Origin of the sequence: Saccharothrix sp. CCNWYY140 (assembly GCF_037401995.1) — a bacterium.
Lineage (GTDB): Bacteria > Actinomycetota > Actinomycetes > Mycobacteriales > Pseudonocardiaceae > Actinosynnema.
Map to the genome: position 1 here is coordinate 34131 of NZ_JBBEGC010000052.1, position 16786 is coordinate 50916.

The following is a 16786-nucleotide window of genomic DNA, read 5'->3' on the forward strand; positions in this document are numbered from 1 at the left end:
CATGACGTTCTTGGTGACCGGTGCGACCGGCAAGGCGGGCCGCGAAGTGGTTGCGCAACTCCTGCGAGGAGGGCACCCCGTGCGGGCGCTCACCCGGGACGCCCGGCGGGCCGGGTTGGCGGGGGTCGAGGTGGTCGAGGGCGACCTGACGCGGCCCGAAACGCTGGAGACCGCGTTCAAGGGGGTGACCGGTGTCCACCTGCTCACGATCGGCGGCGACGACTACGCCACGCTGACCACCGGGCCGGAGATCGTCCGGCTGGCGGTCGAGGCGGGGGTGCGGCGGATCTCCGTGCTGTGGAACGGTTTCTGGGGTCCGGTGGAGCAGGCCGTGGCCGAGTCCGGTCTGGAGTGGACGGTGCTGGAGGCGACCGACTTCTACGCCAACGTGTTCACCTGGGCCGAGCGGCTGCGCGCGAGCGGTGTGCTGGACGAGCCGTTCGCGGACGTGGCGACCGCGGGCGTGGACGAGGCCGACGTGGGCGCGGTGTCGGCGGCGGTGCTGACGTCCGAGGGGCACGGCGGGCGGCGGTACACCGTCACCGGGCCGGAAGTCCTGTCACCGCGGGAGAAGCTGCGCATCCTGGGCGACGCGGTCGGGCAGCGGTTCACGTTCGACGAGCTGACCCGGGAGCAGGCGCTGGACCGGTACACGGCGTCCGGGATGGACCCGGAGATGGCCGAGTTCCTGCTGGACTGGCACGGCAACCCACCCACCGCCGCGACCCGCGTGTCCCCGGTGGTTTCCAACCTCCTGGGCCGCCCGCCCCGGGACTTCACGTCCTGGGCGACGGAGAACGCGGCCTCGTTCCGCTAGTTCTCGGGTGGTTCGGGGTCGTCGAGATCGCGCTCGCTGCGCCGGACCTCCCGATCCACCTCGGCCTGCTCGCGCAACGCCCGCCGGGAGGAGGACCGGATGGCGGCGGCGGACCGGTCCAGCCTGGCCTGCGACCGGTCGATCGCCTCCTGCGCCAGCCGGAGCGTCTCGGCACTGCCCTCCACGTGCCCACGCGCACCCCGCCGCGCGAGTCTCTCCTGGTCGTGCCGGTGGAGGTCGTCCTCCCGCCGGTCGACACGCCCTTCACGCTCGTCGGCGAGCGCCTCACGCCGATCCGCGGCCTGGTCGCGCTCGTCGGCGGCCAGGTCCCGCGCGTCCGCAAGCCGGTCCCGCTCATCAGCCGCGGGATCGCGCTCTTCGCTCACCCACCGATGGTATGCCGGAACCGCCCACCCGTGCGGCACCGCAACCTTGCGGGCCGGTGTCGGGGTTCGTGGGGTATGGGTAGGCGGTTGCGGACGGTTCGTGCAGGAGGGTGGTCCGTTGGGCGAGACGGCGGGCCGGGTGGAGCAGTCCGGCGAGGCGGGGTCGGGCGGCACGGTGTTCCAGGCCGGCCGCGACGTCCACTACCACGCGCCGGCGGCGGCGTCGGCCGGGAGGGCGTGGCGCGTACCGGCCCGAAACCCGCACTTCACCGGCCGTGAGGAGCTGTTGGCACGGCTGCACGAGGCGGTCCGGGGTTCGGGGGCGGTGGCCGTGCACTCCCTGCTCGGGTTGGGCGGTGTCGGCAAGTCCCAGACAGCGGTCGAGTACGCCCACCGCTACGCCGCCGACTTCGACGTCGTCTGGTGGATCCCGGCCGAACAACCGGCCTTGATCCCCGACCACCTGGCCGAACTGGGCATCGCGCTGGGCCTGCCCGCGAAACCGGACGCGGTCGCGATGGCCGGCTCAGTCCTGAGCGCACTGCACCACCGCGCCCGATGGCTGCTGATCTTCGACAACGCCGAGGACCCCACCGCCCTGTGGCCCTACCTGCCCTCCGGCGAGGGCCGAGTCCTGATCACCACCCGACGCGGCGGCTTCGGCGCCGTAGGCCCGGTCATCGACGTCGATGTGCTGGACCGCGCGGAGAGCATCGCCCTACTGCACAGCCGCATCCCCGCCGTACCGCAGGCTGCCGCACAGGAGTTGGCGGAGCTGGTAGGCGACCTTCCCCTGGCGATCGAACAGGCCGCGGCCTACCTGGAAAGCACCCGCCTACCCATCGACGACTACCTGGACCTACTACGCACCCAAACCACCCGCATGCTGCCCCGCGGCCGAGTAGCCGGCCGCGCCGAAACCCTGGCAACGCTGTGGGACCTGTCCCTCACCGCCCTGGCCGACCAGGACGCCGCAGCCGTTCAACTGGTGGAAATCCTGGCGTGGCTAGCCCCCGAACCAGTCCCCTTGGACCTCTTCACCACCCACCCCGACGAGCTACCCGAGCCCTTGGCCACGGTCGTCACCGATCCGGTCGGACTCGTGGACACCGTCGGCGCACTCGCGGACTGGTACCTCATCCGCCGCACAGGCAGCGACGTGACCATCGCCCACCGCCTACTCCAGCAATCCCTGCGCGCCCGCCACGACCGACACCCGACACCGCCGCGAGAGGCGGTGGCACAACGCCTCCTCCGCACCCACCTCCCGGGCCAGATCATGACCGTGCCCGAGAACTGGCCCCGGTGGCAGGCCCTGCTCCCCCACGTCCTGGCCCTCCACGACGACCTCGGCCACGACCGCACCACCACACAGGACACCGCATGGCTGCTCGACCGCGCCGCGACCTACCTCCGCACCCACGGCCGCCCAGACCAGGCCCGGCCCTTGAGCGAGCGGGCGTTGGCCATCACCGAAGCCGCCACCGGACCCGACCACCACCACGTCGCGATCCGCCTCAACAACCTGGGCCTCGTGCTGCGCGACCTGGGGCACCCCGACGAAGCCCGAGCCCTGTTCGAACGTGCCCTCGCCATTGCCGAAGCGGCCAACGGACCCGACCACCCCACCGTCGCGATCCGCCTCAACAACCTCGGCGGCGCGTTGCGCGACCTGGGTCGCCTCGACGAAGCCCGAGCCCTGTACGAGCGCGCCCTCGCCATCGACGAAACCGCCAACGGACCCGACCACCCCACCGTCGCGATCCGCCTCAACAACCTCGGCATCGCGTTGCGCCACCTTGGTCGCCCCGACGAAGCCCGAGCCCTGTACGAGCGCGCCCTCGCCATCGACGAAGCCACCTACGGACCCGACAACCCCGTCGTCGCGACCTGCGTGCACAACCTCGCACTCGTGTTGTCCGACCTCGGACACCTGAGCGAAGCCAGACGACTGCTCCGCCGAGCTCTTGCCATCCGCACCGACATGCTGGGGGCCGACCATCCCGACACCATCACCAGCCGCAAGAACCTGACCTCACTACAGGCCAGGTCAGGCCCACGAAGGCCTGACCTGGGCCGGTAGAGCGAGCGATCAGGCGTTCTCGCGTGCCCGGAGGTCCTTGCGCAGGATCTTGCCGGACGCCGACTTCGGGATGGCCTCGATGAACTCCACCACCCGCACCTTCTTGTGCGGAGCCACGTGCGCAGCCACGAAGTCCATCACGCCCGCAGCATCCAACGACGACCCCGGCTGGAGCACGACGAACGCCTTGGGCACCTCCTCGCCCTCCTCGTCGCGCACGCCAACCACGGCCGCGTCGGCGATCTCCGGATGGGTCAACAGCAGGGCCTCCAGCTCCGCCGGCGGCACCTGGTAGCCCTTGTACTTGATCAGCTCCTTCACCCGGTCCACGATGCTGACCAGGCCGTCCTCGTCGATCACGCCCACATCACCCGTGTGCAGCCAGCCCTCGTCGTCCAGGGTGGCGGCGGTTGCGTCGGGGTTGTTCAGGTAGCCCTTCATGATGTTCGGGCCGCGGCACCAGAGTTCGCCGCGTTCGCCCACGCCCACGTCCTCGCCGGTGGCCGGGTCGACGAAGCGGCATTCCATGTTCGGGGCGATCACGCCGACCGTGCCCACCGAGATGTCGTCGCGGCCGTCCGGGATGGCGTGGGAGACCGGGCTCATCTCGGTCATGCCGTAGCCCTGCGAGACGCGGCAGCCCAGGCGCTTGGCGACCGCGGCGGCGAGGTCGACGTCCAAGGGGGCCGCGCCGGAGAAGATGGTGTGGATCGCGGACAGGTCGTACTGGTCGACCAGCGGGTGCTTGGCCAGGGCCACGGCCACCGGGGGCGCGATGTACACGCGGTCGGTGCGGTGGTCCTGGATGACCCTCAGGAACTCCGGCAGGTCGAACTTCGGCATGGTCACGACGGTCGCGCCGACGTACAGGCCGTTGTTCATCAGCACCTGCATGCCGTAGATGTGGAAGAACGGCAGCACGGCCAGGATGCGGGTCTCCCCGTCGACCTTGAGCAGCGGCCCGCACTGCACGATGTTGGCCACCAGGTTCCGGTGGGTCAGCATCACGCCCTTGGCCTTGCCGGTGGTGCCCGACGAGTACGGCAGCACCGCCACGTCCTCGGCCGGGTCCACGGACACCTCGGGCACCGGGCCGGTCGAGGCGAGCAGCTCGGTCAGGTTGGGGTAGCCCTCGGCCTGGTCGAGCACGACGACGTCGGACACGCCCGCCTTCTCGGCGCCCGGCGCGGCGTTGGGCAGCAGCACGGACACCGTGAACAGCATCTTCGCGCCCGCGTCGGACAGCTGGTGGGCGACCTCGTCGGCCGTGTAGAGGGCGTTGATCGTGGTCGCGGTCGCGCCGGCGCGGAGGATGCCGTGGAAGACGACCGCGTAGTACGGGGTGTTGGGGCTGAGGATGCCGACCACGTCGCCCTTGCCGATCCCCCGCTCCGCGAGGGCCGCCGCGAGCCGGTCCACCGCGCCCGCGAGCTGCCGGTAGGACAGGGATGCGCCCGACGAGCCGTCGACCAGGGCGACGCGGTCGGCGCGGTCGCCGAGGTCGCCGAACAGCAGCTCGTGCAGAGAGACGTCCGGGACCTCGACATCGGGGAATGGACTGCGGAAGACCATGCGGCGACCCCACTACTCGTAAGTAACTGCGATCCCGCCATCGTGAGCCACGGCACAAACCAGGTCAAGGCAAACGCATGATCACGGAGACGTTACTTAACGCGGCTAAGAACACTCGAATGGAGCAACGCCAGGTCTTGTGGCGATCGCCGGCGATCTGCCAAGTTGACAGGGTTCGACCGGGTCGGCTCCCACGCACTCCGACGACCCTGTCGGCGCCACCGCGGTTCGCCATCCCCCCGTCGAACCGCGGCCCGCTGGGATTCTCGGGCTCCCCCCGCCCGGATCCCCAGGTAGCGGGACTCAACGCGGGGCGGCTTGAGCTCGCGACTCCCCCTCTCTCCCAAGCCGCCCCGCGCTCCGCGCGCACGCACACCCTCCGTGGGCGTCCGGTCAGGGAGTCGTGCTCTCCTGGGTGACGACGGCCGGCCGCCGGTTGCGCCGCCACACCAGGAACGCCACCGCCGGCACGCCGAGCACCACGGCGAACGGCAGCACCGCGCCGAGCACGACCAGTACCCACGCGCCCGCGCCGGCCAACGCGTCCCAGCCGCCGCCCAGGGCGCTGAGGAACGTCGGATCGTCGTCCCGCGCGGGGGCCGGAGCCGGGGGAGCCTGCGCCACGGTGACGGTCAGCGTGGACATGGCGACCTGGCTCTTGAGCGTGTCGTGGCGGCGCTGGAGCGACTCCAGCTCGGACTGGCGCTTGGTCAGCTCGGCCTCGATCTGCGTGATCTCCGACGTGCTGCCGGCCCGTTCCAGCAGCCCGCGCACCCGCTCGACGCTGGCCCGCTGGTTGGCGATCCGCGCCTCGACGTCCACGACCTGCTCGGTGACGTCCTCGCTCTTCAGGTCCTGCCGGGCCACCTCGGTGTCGGGCAGGGCGTGGAGGTCCTTGAGCACGGCGTCGAGCCGGTCGCCGGGCACGCGCAGGGTCACGGTGCCCTGCGACCGGGTCGAGTTCTCCTGCGCCGGGTAGCCGCCCTTGGCGATTGCCAGGTCCTTGACCTGCGCCAACACCGCGGTCACGTCGGCGGCCCGCAGCTCGATCGACGCGGTGCGGACCAGCATCCGGTCCGCCTGCACCGCGGTCTGCGCCTCGCCCCTGGCCGGTTCACCGGCCTTCCCCGGCTGCTCGGGCCTGCCCTGCATCGGTGTCATCCCGCCCTGCGGCGGCTCGGCCATGCGGGCGTCGGCGGCCTGCCCGCTGGAGCTGTCAGTCGCCGCCGAACACCCGGCCAGCGCGAAGACCGCCAAGGCCGCGATGGCGAACCCCGTGCGTCTGCCCATGTCCCCTCCCTGGGTGGTTGATGTCACCCGGGGGACGGAACGCCCGCGACGGTCAGTTGCGCCTCAACCGATCACGATTCGGACACCAGGTGCTGGAAGGCCTTCAGGTTGGCCAGCGACTCGCCGCGCGAGACCCGCCAGTCCCACTCGCGCTGGATCGCGCCCTTGAAGCCGATCTCCAGCAGCGTGTTGAAGTCGCCGTCCGCGGCCTCCACGACCTGCCCGAGCACGCGGTCCAGCTCCTCCGGCGTCACCGCGTGCAGGGCGATCCGCCCCACCAGGTAGATGTCGCCGCGGGTGTCGATCGTGTAGTGCACCCCGTAGAGCTTCGCGTTGCGGCGCAACAGGAAGCGGAACACGTCCTCGTGCGACTCGTCCGGGTTGCGGCACACGAAGGCCTCGACGACCAGGGCGTGCCGGCCGACGACCAGCCAGCAGTTGGTCTGGAGCTTCTTCGTGCCGGGCAGGGTCACGAAGAACTTGCCGGGCTCCTTGTGCTGGTAGGCCAGCTCCCGCTCGTCCAAAGCGGACGCGATGGTCTCGTCCAGGCTCAAGCGAACACCTCCTCGCGGAACACGTCCCGGGCACGGGCGTACCCCTCGAGCAGTGAATCAGTCGTGCGGTCCCACGAGAACCGGCGGGCGTGCCCCACGGCGTTGCTCGCGAGCTCCTCCCGGTACGCGGGGTGCAGCACCAGCTCGGCCAGCGTCTTGGCCCACGCGTCCGGCTCGTGGCCCGCGACCAGCAGGCCCGACACGCCGTCCCGCACGGCCACCGGCAGCCCGCCGACCGCCGCCGCGACCACGGGCGTGCCGCACGCCTGGGCCTCCAGCGCCACCAGCCCGAACGACTCGTTGTGGCTGGGCACGGCCACCACGTCGGCCGCCCGGTACACCCGCGCCAGCGCGTCGCCGCCCTGCGGCGGCAGGAACCGCACCACGTCCGAGATGCCCAGGTGACCGGCCAGCTCCCGCAGGCTCTCGGGCGTCTTCATGCCCGACCCCGACGGCCCGCCGACGACCAGCACGACCAGCCGGTCCCGCACCTGCGGCTCGCGCCGGAGCAGCTCCGCGGCGGCGTTGACCAGCACGTCCGGGGCCTTCAACGGCTGGATGCGGCCCACGAACGCCAGCACGACCGCGTCCGGCCGCAACCCCAGGGCCGCGCGCGCCGCCTCCCGGTCGCCGGGCGTGAACCGGTCGAGGTCGACGCCCGGCGGCACCACCGCGACCTTGGCCGGGTCGGCGTCGTAGAGCTTGACCAGCTCGCCCGCCTCGACGTCGGTGTTGGCGACCAGCAGGTCCGCCTCGGCGACCACCTGCTCCTCGCCGATCACGCGCATCCGGGGCTCAGGGGCGTCGCAGGAGGCCAGGTTGGCGTTCTTGACCTTGGCCAGGGTGTGCGCGGTGTGCACCAGCGGCACGCCCCAGCGCTCCCGGGCCAGCCACCCGACCTGGCCGGACAGCCAGTAGTGCGAGTGGATGACGTCGTAGTGGCCGGGGTCCTGGCGGGCCTCGGCGCGCAGCACGCCCGCGGTGAACGCGCACAGCTGGCCGGGCAGCTCCTCCTTGCCCAGGCCCTCGAACGGCCCGGCGACGACGTGCCGCACGGTCACGCCCGGCGCGAGCTCGGCGACCGGCGGCAGGTCCGAGGAGGTCGCGCGGGTGAAGATCTCCACCTCCAGGCCGCGCCGCGCCATCCGGACGGCGGTCTGCACGATGTAGACGTTCATGCCGCCCGCGTCGCCGGTGCCGGGCTGCTCCAGCGGCGAGGTGTGCACCGACAGCACCGCGACCCGCTTCACCGCCCCACCCCCGCGGCGTCGGCGGACGCGCGGGCCACGAAGGCGGCCAGGTCGGCGGCGAACCACTCGGGCCGCTCCAGGAACGGCGCGTGGCCGGTGTTCTCGTAGTGGCGCAACTCGGCTCCGGGGATCGTGGCCGCCGCGTGCGCCCCGGCGGCCGGGTCCACCACCTCGTCGGCGGTGCCGTGCACCACCAGTGTCGGCTTGTCCACCGCCCGCAGCACCTCGGCGGAGTCCACATCACGCCGGAACAGCGCCCCGCGCACCCTGGCGGGCACCCGCAGGGCCGTCCCGAGCATCCACTGCCGGGTCGGCCCGTCGAACCGCCCCTGGCGCTCGTAGAACCCGGCCAGCGCGGGCACCGCCACCGCGGGGTCCTCGGCCAACGCGGCGGGCAGCGCCGCGCGCATCGCCGGTCCGGTCGCACCGCCGGGACGGCCGCGGCCGATCTCGGTGATGGCGCCGACCAGCACCAGCCCGCGCACGTCCGCGGTCCCGAAGACCCGCAGGTAGTCGGCGATCACCAGACCGCCGTAGGACCAGCCGACCAGCACCGCCGGACCGGTGTGGTCCAGCACGGTCCGCAGGTCGCCCGCCCACACCGCCGAGTCGCCGTAGCCGTCCTCGGGAACCTCCGACGCACCGTGTCCGCGCAGGTCGAGCGCGTACGCGCGGAAGGACGGGTCGGCGAGTTGGTGCGACCACACCTCCCCGGACTGGGCCCAACCGTGCACCAGCACCACGGCCGGGCCGTCGGACCCGCCCTGCCGGACGGCGAGCCGCACGCCCTCGGCGGTGAGGAGAGAAGTCAGCACGACCTGGATCAACGCCGGGACGACCCCATCACTTCCCGATGCACATCCACATCACATCGGGTCGTGCTAGCCTCCGGCCGGAGTCGATCTTCGAGGACCGAGGAGCTGGTGAATATGGCTGCCCACAGCCGTGTTCAGCCTGCCCTCATGCGGTCGCCGCGCCCCTGAGCGCGCGACCCCACTTCTCGAAGAACCCGGAGACAACTCCCTTGATCAGCACTGATCGTCTCGACCTGCGCCTGTGGACCGACGCGGACCTGACCGCGATCGCCGCGGGCACCCGCCTGCCGCACTGGGCGGAGGACTTCCCCGCCGACGGAGACCGCGTGATCGCGGGCCTGCTCGCCGACCAGCCGCAGTGGCGTGGCGAGTTCGGCCACCGGCTGCTCGTCGAACGCACCACCGGCCTGGTCGTCGGCTCGATCGGCCTGTTCTGGCCGCCGGCCGGGGGCCGCCTGGAGATCGGCTACGGCGTGGTTCCGTCACGGCAGGGGCTCGGCTACGCCACCGAGGCCACCCACGCCCTGACCGTGCACGCCCTCACCGCGCCCGGCGTGACGACCGTCCACGCGGGCGTCGAGCCGGGCAACCCGGCGTCGGTCCGCGTGCTGGAGAAGGCGGGCTTCGCGCTCGTCGACGCCGGCGCGGAGGTCCACTTGTACGAGTTCGGCGGATAAGCAAAAGCCCGGTGGCTCCGCGAGCCACCGGGCTTTTTCAGCTGGTCAGAGCGCGGACATCGTCTGCCACTGCGCCCACGGGATCTGCCAGTCGTACCAGTCGTACTGGGCGGGCAGCGTGGTGATCGAGCCGGTGACCTCCACCGGGTCGCCCACCATCGCGCTGTCGTAGTACGCCTTGGCGTCGGCCTCCAGCAGGTTCGCGCAGCCGTGCGAGGTGTTGGCGCGGCCGATGTTGCCCGCGTTGTCGTTGTTCTCGTGGATGAACTCGCCGTGGTTGGAGAAGCGGACGGCCCACTTCTTCAGCACGTTGGTGTAGCCGTAGCGGGGGTTGTCGAAGCTGAACTGCGGGTCCTTCTGCATGACCACGAACGTGCCGTTCGGGGTGGTCAGCTCCGGGTCGTTGTCCCGACCGAAAGAGGCCGGGTAGGTCGCCACGGTCTGGCCGTCGCGCTGCACCACGAGCTGGTGCGACGGGGTGTCGATCTTCACGACCTGGTTGCGGCCGATGGTGAAGTCGCTGGTCACGTCCGCCTTGCCGAACGCGCCGCCGCCGTAGGGGACGCCGTAGAGCTTGGCCTCGACGTGGACCTTGGTGTTCGCGGGCCAGTACGTCTCGGGCCGGTAGTGCACCTCGCGGGCGTTCAGCCACGCCCAGCTGCCCTTGACGTTCGCGCTGTTGGTGACGGTCAGGGCCTTCTCGGCGCTGGCCCGGTCGGCGATGTCCGCCTCGAACTTGACCATGATCGGGACGGCGACGCCCACGGTCTGGTCGTCGGACGGGAACAGGGTGGCGCGCACCTGGGCGGCCGGGGTGAGCGTGGTGAACGCGCCCTTCAGCTCGACCTTCTTGCCGTCGGTGCCGGTCGCCTTGCCGGTGTAGCTGTAGCTCTTGCCGTAGCCCAGCGGCTCGGCGCTCGACCAGGTCTTCTTGTCCGCCGCGACCTTGCCCTCGACGGCCTTGCCCTCGGGGTTGGTCAGCTTCACCTCGTCGATCGTGCCGTCGGCGACGGTGACCGTGACCGGCTGGTTGACCGGCACCTCGGTCGCGCCGTCGGCGGGCGCGGTGGTGAACTTCGCCACCGGAGGCTTGTCGCCGCCCTCCGGCTTCGCGGAACCGGACTGGACCTCGGCGGAGCACCCGGCCAGCACGAGGCCCGCCAGCAGCAGGGCCGTGACTCTCTTGCGCACTTCGACCTCCCGAACGAAAGGACGCGCACTGCGGCTTTCGGTGCAGGTGACTCCCGTCACAACCCTAGGATCACCGCTGTGACCCGTCCTATCGCAGTAGTCACCGGAGCCAGCGCGGGAATCGGCGAGGCCACCGCGCGCAGGCTCGCCGCCGAGGGCTTCCACGTCGTGCTCGGCGCCCGGCGGCTCGACCTCCTCAAGACTATCGCGGACGACGTCGACGGCACGGCGGTCGAACTGGACGTGACCTCCGTCGAGTCGGTCGAGGCGTTCCTGGACGCCGTCCCGTCCGCGCGGGTGCTCGTCAACAACGCCGGCGGCGCGCGCGGGCTGGACCCCGTGGCGTCGGCGGACGAGGACGACTGGCGCTGGATGTGGGAGACCAACGTCCTGGGCACACTGCGGGTCACCAAGGGCCTGCTGCCCAAGCTGATCGAGTCCGGTGACGGGCACATCGTGACCGTGACGTCGGTCGCCGCGTACGAGGCGTACGACAACGGGTCGGGCTACACCTCGGCCAAGCACGCCCAGTCGGCGCTGCACCGGACGCTGCGCGGCGAGCTGCTCGGGCAGCCGGTGCGGATCACCGAGGTGCTGCCGGGCATGGTGGAGACGGACTTCTCGGTCAACCGGTTCGCGGGCGACGCCGAGCGGGCGGCGGCGGTGTACGCGGGCGTGGAACCGCTGACCGCCGACGACGTGGCGGACGTGATCGCGTTCGCGGTGACCCGGCCGTCGCACGTGAACCTGGACCAGATCGTCATGAAGCCGCGCGCGCAGGCGTCGGCGACGCGGGTGCACCGGTCCTAAGTGGACGGTTGCGCGATCAGGTCCACGTCGAGCTGGTCCAGGACGTCGCCGATCGGGTTGGCGAAGCCGCGCCGCTCGCTGCCGCCGCAGTAGAGGCCGACCACCCGGTTGTCGTCGTCCAGCAGCACCGCGCCCGAGTCGCCGTGGTCGGCGAACGGGCCCTCGACCCGGATCTGGTCGCGCAACGTCCGCACGCCCAGGCCCGCGCCGAAGTCCAGCGTGATCGTCGCTTCGGTGGAGGCGATCACGCCTTCCGTCAGGGCGGTGGTGCGCCCGCGCTTGCGCACCCGCTGACCGATCCGCGCCTTCCCGCGCCCGGCGACGGGTCCGACGCCGAGCACCTCGGGCCGCACCCTCGGCGTGGTGAGCAGGATCGCCGCCGCGTCGACGCTCCCGGCCAGCGCCGCCCGCGCCAGGACGCCGATCTGGTCCCGGTACGGGTGCCCGCCGTCGACCCGCGAGGGGTGCACCATCGGGTCGCCGACCGCCCAGGCGTCGTCCACGCAGGCCACGTGGAAGGCCGTCAACGCCATCGTGCGCCGACGGGTGCGCGGCGTGACCAGCGCGCCGAGCGTGCCGGCGACGAGGTAGTCGTCCGCCTCGGGCACGTCCGGCGGCACGAACCGGACCGCGCGACTGGGCCCGATCCCGATACCCCCGGCCAGCACGTCGTGCCGCTCGGCCCCGCTGACGCCTTCGGGGGAGGCGAGGGTGTGGTGCGGGTAGAACACGTCCTCCACGACATCCGTTGGCACACCGAGGACTTCGGACGGGATGGTGAACTGCGCGGACCGCCGCTTCTCCCGCACGAACACGACCACCGCGGGAACCCCGGTCCCCCGACCGCCGACGACCTTCTCCCCGACGTCCACCCCGACCACGCCGGGCCGACCCAAGAAGTCACCCTCCACCAACCGCTTGATGGCCGAAACCACCCCACGCCCGCCGCCCACCATGACGACCTCCCACAGGGACCTCTGCCTCCATGAAACGCGCGGGGTGAGGTTTCGTCACACCTGGTCACCCGTTCGGAGGTGTTGGATTGCGCCGCCTCCGGCGTCGCGCGGCGAGGCCGCCCCGCTGTCGGCTCATCGCGCCGATTTCCCGCCGATCGGAAAAGCTGATCGGCGGGAAATCGGCGCGACAAGCCGACGCGGCCTCGCCGGGGGGCGTGGGCGGCCGGGGTTCGCCACCTGCGGGGATGGTGGGGTCAGAGGGTGCAGTTGACCAGGACGGGTTCCGGGTGGAGTTCCACGCCGAAGGCCGCTCGGACGCCGTCGCGGACCTCGCGGGCCAGGTCCAGGAGGTCCTCGGTGGTGGCGCTGCCGCGGTTGGTCAGGGCCAGGGTGTGCTTGCCGGACAGCGCGACTCGCCCACCCGGGCCGCGGTGGCCCTTGGTGAAGCCTGCGCGTTCGATGAGCCACGCCGCCGACAGCTTGCTCGCGCCCGGACCGCCCGGGTAGGTGGGCACGTCGACGTGGCGGCCCAGGCGTTCGGCGATCCGGATCAGCACGCCCGTCAGCGTCGAGGCGTCCAGGACGGGGTTGGTGAAGAACGACCCCGCGCTCCACGTGTCGTGGTCGGCCGGGTCGAGCACCATGCCCTTGCCGCGGCGCAGGTCCAGGACCGCCTTGCGGGCCGCGTCGGCGGGCACCCGGTCGCCCTGGGACACGCCCAGCACCCGGGCCAGCTCGGCGTAGCGGATGGGGGCGGACTGGCCGCCGGAGGTCAGGGCGAACCGCGCCCGCAGCACCACCGCCCGGTCGGTGCCCTTCAGGACGCTGGTCCGGTAAGCCAGGCCCAGGTCGTGCGCGGGGACCTGGTGGACGCGGCCGGTGCGGCGGTCCAGGAGGTCCACCGACGTCAGCACCTGGGAGATCTCCACCCCGTACGCGCCGACGTTCTGCACCGGCGTCGCGCCGACCAGGCCGGGCACGCCGGACAGGCACTCCAGGCCGCCCAGGCCCTGCGACACCGCCTCGGCGACCACCGAGTCCCAGTCCTCGCCCGCCTCGACGGTCAGCTGCACCAGGCCGTCGCCCAGCGGGTCCAGGCGCCGGCCGCGCGTGCCGACCTGGACGACGGTGCCGGTGAAGCCCGCGTCGGCCACGACGAGGTTGGAGCCGCCGCCCAGCAGGAGCAGCGGTTCGCCGGAGGCGTCCACCGCGCGCACGGCCTCGACCAGGTCGGCGGCCGTGGTGGCGCGCTCGAACCGGGTCGCCGGGCCGCCGAGCCGCAGCGTGGTGTGCTCGGCGAGCCGCACGTGGGTGCTGGACAGCGGGGTGGTCACGGGCGTCAACGGTAGCCTCCGCGGCATGGCACGCCGCATCGAGCACCTGACGACGTCCCGCTGGCCGGCCTCGGACGTCTACTCCGCCCTCGTGGACGAGACCTACCTGCGCGACCGGCTGGACGTCCTGGGCGGCGCCGACGCCGCGCTGATCGCCTTCGACAAGACCGACGGCACCACGTCCTACCAGCTCAAGCAGGGTGTGCCCGCGGACAAGCTGCCCTCGATGGCACGCGGCGTGCTGGGCGGCGACCTCGTGATCAACCGCGCCGAGTCGTGGACCGACGCCGGGTACACGGGCACGGTCGAGGTCACGCTCAACGGCGTGCCGGGCCGCCTCGACGGGACCTTCACCGTCGCCGACACCGCCGCCGGTGGGAGCGAACTCACCCTCGTGGGTCAGGTCAAGGTGAGCATCCCGCTGATGGGCGGCAAGCTGGAGTCGCTGATCGCCGAGCAGGTCGCCCTGCTGCTGGACAAGGAATCCGAGTTCACCGCCGAATGGCTCGCACGCCGCGCCTAGCGGCGGGCCGGGCCAGGGCGCTCGGCCTGCCCACGAGGGGCACCACCAACCCCAACCGGCTCCGCCGCGTCGACCGGTGGGTCGCCCACGCGTGCGGTCCGCTCCTCGAACGCTCCGACGACCCGCTGGTCGTCGACCTCGGCTACGGCTCCTCGCCGATCACGACCGTCGAGCTGGCCACCCGGCTGCGGCACCTCAACCCGCGGCTGCGGGTGCTGGGCCTGGAACTGGACGCCGAACGGGTCGCCGCGGGCGAGGCGGTGGCCGACCCGCCGCGCCTGGAGTTCCGGCGCGGCGGGTTCGAACTGGCCGGCCGCCGCCCGGTGCTGCTGCGCGCGTTCAACGTCCTCCGCCAGTACACCGAGGAGCAGGCGGCGGAGGCGTGGGACACGATGGTCGGCCGGCTCGCGCCCGGCGGCGTCCTCGTCGAGGGCACGTGCGACGAGATCGGCCGGCGCTGCTCGTGGGTCGCGCTGACCGCGGACGGCCCGCAGACGTTCACGCTGTCGTGCCTGCCCCGCGACATCGACACCCCCGGCGACCTCGCGGAACGCCTGCCCAAGGCGCTGATCCACCGCAACGTCCCAGGCGAACGAGTGCACGCTCTGCTCACCGAACTCGACGCGTGCTGGGCCACCGCCGCGACCTACGCCCCGTTCGGCCCGCGCGCCCGCTGGGTGGAGGCAGTGCGCCTGTTCAGCGCGAAGTGGCCCGTGCTGGACGACCGGAAGCGGTGGCGGCTGGGCGAGGTCACCGTGCCGTGGCATTCGGTCCAGCCCTAGGCTCGGGCCCGTGCAGCACCACGACTACCTCGCGCACGCCCGCGCCGAGTACGACGCGCTGCGGGCCGCCGTCCTGGCCGCCGGCCCCGACGTGCCGGTGCCGACCTGCCCCGGCTGGACCGTCCACAAGCTCGTCGACCACCTCGCGGGCGTCCACTCCTGGGCGCTGGCCGCCCTGCACACCCCCGCCGACGGTGAACGCCCCCGGGCCACCCCTCGCCCCCAGTCCTGGGACGACCTCCTGACCTGGTGGGACGACCGTTTCACCGAGCTCGAGCGGCTGCTGACGAGCCTGCACTCCGACACCCCGACGTGGACGTTCATCGGCCCCAAGCAGGCGGGCTTCTGGGCACGGCGGCAGGCGCACGAGATCGCGATCCACCGCCTGGACGCCGAACACGCCCTGCACGGCCACGAGGTCCCGACCCTGTTGTGGGACACCGAGTTCGCCGCCGACGGCGTCGACGAGTACCTGACCCGCCTGCTCGTGCGCGCCGCCCAGGTCCACCCGATCGACCGCGAGGGCCGCCTGCTGTTCCACGCAGCCGACGCAGGCCGCACATGGGAACTGCGCATCGCCCCCGACCAGGTACCCGAGACCAGCGCACCAACCGACTCCGCGACCGACGAGGACACCACCGTCGCCGGCACCGCCGACGCCGTCTACCGCGCGGTGTGGGGCAGGCCGAGCGGAGCCATCGTGTCGGGTGACAGGTCCCTGCTGGACTCCCTGCCCCGACCGTGAATACTTCTGAACCGTGGTAGAGCGACGCTATGTGATCACCTTCGGGTGCCCGGACCGCACCGGCATCGTGGCCCGGATCTCCTCGTTCCTGGCCGAACACGGCGGCTGGATCGTCGAGGCCGCCTACCACACCGACCCGACGACCAACTGGTTCTTCACCCGCCAGGAGGTCCGAGCCGACTCCCTGCCCTTCGGCGCCGACGAGCTACGCGCCCGTTTCGGCCAGGTGGCACGAGAGTTGGGCGCAAACGCCAACTGGCGCATCAGCGACACCGGCGAACGCAAACGCGTGGTAATCCTCGTCTCCAAAGAAGGCCACTGCCTCTACGACCTCCTGGGCAGGGTCGCCTCGCACGAACTGGACGTGGACGTGTCAGCCGTCATCGGCAACCACGCCGACCTGGCCGGCATCACGAGGGCACACGGAATCCCCTTCCACCACGTGCCCTTCCCACCCAACGACCCCGAAGGCAAACAGGCCGCTTTCGCCCAACTACGCCAACTCGTAGACGCACACAAGCCCCACGCCGTAGTCCTGGCCCGTTTCATGCAAATCCTGCCCTCCGAACTATGCGCAGACTGGGCAGGCAGGGCACTGAACATCCACCACAGCTTCCTCCCCTCTTTCATCGGCGCCCGCCCCTACCACCAGGCCCACAGCCGAGGCGTGAAGCTAGTAGGCGCCACCTGCCACTACGTCACGGCAGACCTGGACCAAGGCCCGATCATCGAACAAGACGTGATCCGCGTAGACCACACCGACTCGATCCCGGACATGGTCCGCAAGGGCCGAGACATCGAGAAGGTGGTCCTGGCCCGAGGCCTCCGCTGGCACCTGGAAGACCGCGTCTTGGTACACGGCAACCAAACCGTCATCTTCTAACACCCAGGCCGCCTGCTTTTCACGCGCGCAGCGCGGTTGTCCGCGCGCGCAGCGCGCGGTAGGTGTTACCTACAAGTGGAGGGCCTCGGTTCCCCCACCGTATGGCCTGCCCGAAGGG

The 16786-nt window shown here is 71.8% G+C and carries 17 protein-coding genes; 8 read left to right on the plus strand and 9 right to left on the minus strand.

The window, feature by feature from the left end; translation table 11 throughout:
* Position 1: 1 nt before the first annotated feature.
* Complete coding sequence (locus WBN91_RS22395) at positions 2-817, plus strand: SDR family oxidoreductase (RefSeq protein ID WP_337726430.1); 816 nt, start codon at positions 2-4, stop codon at positions 815-817.
* Here WBN91_RS22395 and WBN91_RS22400 read toward each other — a convergent pair.
* Complete coding sequence (locus tag WBN91_RS22400) at positions 814-1203, minus strand: hypothetical protein (protein ID WP_337726429.1); 390 nt, start codon at positions 1201-1203, stop codon at positions 814-816. The two genes, WBN91_RS22395 and WBN91_RS22400, sit on opposite strands and share 4 nt — an antisense overlap.
* A 100-nt stretch (positions 1204-1303) precedes the next feature.
* Between WBN91_RS22400 and fxsT the strand changes: the two genes are divergently transcribed.
* A complete protein-coding gene (gene fxsT / locus WBN91_RS22405; RefSeq protein WP_337726428.1) occupies positions 1304-3286 on the plus strand; it encodes an FxSxx-COOH system tetratricopeptide repeat protein in 1983 nt (660 codons plus the stop codon).
* A gap of 9 nt (positions 3287-3295) precedes the next feature.
* Here fxsT and WBN91_RS22410 read toward each other — a convergent pair whose 3' ends face one another.
* The 5 genes from WBN91_RS22410 to WBN91_RS22430 form a co-directional block, all read right to left on the minus strand.
* Positions 3296-4858, minus strand: coding sequence for a 4-coumarate--CoA ligase family protein (locus tag WBN91_RS22410; RefSeq protein WP_337726427.1), 1563 nt, complete (start codon positions 4856-4858; stop codon positions 3296-3298).
* A 393-nt stretch (positions 4859-5251) separates the two neighbouring features.
* The gene (locus tag WBN91_RS22415) at positions 5252-6148 is read right to left on the minus strand and encodes a DUF4349 domain-containing protein (protein WP_337726426.1); all 897 of its coding nucleotides are present in this window, start codon (positions 6146-6148) and stop codon (positions 5252-5254) included.
* Positions 6149-6219: 71 nt separating this feature from the next.
* Positions 6220-6702, minus strand: a complete 483-nt coding sequence (locus WBN91_RS22420) for a YbjN domain-containing protein (protein ID WP_337726425.1) — start codon at positions 6700-6702, stop codon at positions 6220-6222.
* Positions 6699-7952, minus strand: a complete 1254-nt coding sequence (gene mshA, locus WBN91_RS22425; RefSeq protein ID WP_337726424.1) for a D-inositol-3-phosphate glycosyltransferase — start codon at positions 7950-7952, stop codon at positions 6699-6701. The genes WBN91_RS22420 and mshA overlap by 4 nt, the downstream gene beginning before the upstream one ends.
* Positions 7949-8767 (minus strand): alpha/beta fold hydrolase, encoded by an 819-nt coding sequence (locus WBN91_RS22430; RefSeq protein ID WP_337726423.1) that lies wholly within the window; start codon positions 8765-8767, stop codon positions 7949-7951. The genes mshA and WBN91_RS22430 overlap by 4 nt, the downstream gene beginning before the upstream one ends.
* A gap of 209 nt (positions 8768-8976) precedes the next feature.
* On the opposite strand from WBN91_RS22430, the gene WBN91_RS22435 reads away from it, so the two are divergent.
* Positions 8977-9444, plus strand: coding sequence for a GNAT family N-acetyltransferase (locus WBN91_RS22435; protein ID WP_337726422.1), 468 nt, complete (start codon positions 8977-8979; stop codon positions 9442-9444).
* Positions 9445-9489: 45 nt separating this feature from the next.
* Here the strand turns inward: WBN91_RS22435 and WBN91_RS22440 are convergent, their stop codons facing one another.
* Positions 9490-10635: a L,D-transpeptidase gene (locus tag WBN91_RS22440; RefSeq protein ID WP_337726421.1), complete on the minus strand. Its 1146-nt coding sequence runs from the start codon at positions 10633-10635 to the stop codon at positions 9490-9492.
* Between the two features lie 78 nt (positions 10636-10713).
* Here WBN91_RS22440 and WBN91_RS22445 point away from each other — a divergent pair, with 78 nt between their 5' ends.
* On the plus strand, positions 10714-11445 hold the full coding sequence (locus WBN91_RS22445) for an SDR family NAD(P)-dependent oxidoreductase (RefSeq protein WP_337726420.1): 732 nt from the start codon (positions 10714-10716) through the stop codon (positions 11443-11445).
* Here the strand turns inward: WBN91_RS22445 and WBN91_RS22450 are convergent.
* Both WBN91_RS22450 and WBN91_RS22455 read right to left on the minus strand, forming a co-directional pair.
* Entirely contained in the window at positions 11442-12356 is a 915-nt protein-coding gene (locus WBN91_RS22450) for a hypothetical protein (RefSeq protein ID WP_337726419.1), read from the minus strand. The genes WBN91_RS22445 and WBN91_RS22450 overlap by 4 nt on opposite strands.
* Before the next feature lie 299 nt (positions 12357-12655).
* On the minus strand, positions 12656-13762 hold the full coding sequence (locus WBN91_RS22455; protein WP_337727162.1) for a UDP-N-acetylmuramate dehydrogenase: 1107 nt from the start codon (positions 13760-13762) through the stop codon (positions 12656-12658).
* On the opposite strand from WBN91_RS22455, the gene WBN91_RS22460 reads away from it, so the two are divergent.
* The 4 genes from WBN91_RS22460 to purU are packed head-to-tail and all read left to right on the plus strand — an operon-like array spanning position 13761 to position 16668.
* Positions 13761-14258 (plus strand): DUF2505 domain-containing protein, encoded by a 498-nt coding sequence (locus tag WBN91_RS22460; RefSeq protein ID WP_337727161.1) that lies wholly within the window; start codon positions 13761-13763, stop codon positions 14256-14258. The two genes, WBN91_RS22455 and WBN91_RS22460, sit on opposite strands and share 2 nt — an antisense overlap.
* Positions 14237-15040 (plus strand): class I SAM-dependent methyltransferase, encoded by an 804-nt coding sequence (locus WBN91_RS22465; RefSeq protein ID WP_337727160.1) that lies wholly within the window; start codon positions 14237-14239, stop codon positions 15038-15040. Before WBN91_RS22460 ends, WBN91_RS22465 begins: the two co-directional genes overlap by 22 nt.
* Before the next feature lie 10 nt (positions 15041-15050).
* Entirely contained in the window at positions 15051-15785 is a 735-nt protein-coding gene (locus tag WBN91_RS22470) for a maleylpyruvate isomerase family mycothiol-dependent enzyme (protein ID WP_337727159.1), read from the plus strand.
* 31 nt (positions 15786-15816) lie between these two features.
* Complete coding sequence (purU, locus tag WBN91_RS22475) at positions 15817-16668, plus strand: formyltetrahydrofolate deformylase (RefSeq protein ID WP_337727164.1); 852 nt, start codon at positions 15817-15819, stop codon at positions 16666-16668.
* The last annotated feature ends 118 nt before the right edge of the window (positions 16669-16786 follow it).

Bases quoted from the DNA above. Each gene is read 5' to 3' on its own strand.
- WBN91_RS22395 (WP_337726430.1), top strand. From the start codon at position 2: ATGACGTTCTTGGTGACCGGTGCGACCGGCAAGGCGGGCCGCGAAGTG.
- WBN91_RS22410 (WP_337726427.1), bottom strand. From the start codon at position 4,858: ATGGTCTTCCGCAGTCCATTCCCCGATGTCGAGGTCCCGGACGTCTCT.
- WBN91_RS22415 (WP_337726426.1), bottom strand. From the start codon at position 6,148: ATGGGCAGACGCACGGGGTTCGCCATCGCGGCCTTGGCGGTCTTCGCG.
- WBN91_RS22460 (WP_337727161.1), top strand. From the start codon at position 13,761: ATGGCACGCCGCATCGAGCACCTGACGACGTCCCGCTGGCCGGCCTCG.
- WBN91_RS22455 (WP_337727162.1), bottom strand. From the start codon at position 13,762: ATGCCGCGGAGGCTACCGTTGACGCCCGTGACCACCCCGCTGTCCAGC.
- WBN91_RS22465 (WP_337727160.1), top strand. From the start codon at position 14,237: ATGGCTCGCACGCCGCGCCTAGCGGCGGGCCGGGCCAGGGCGCTCGGC.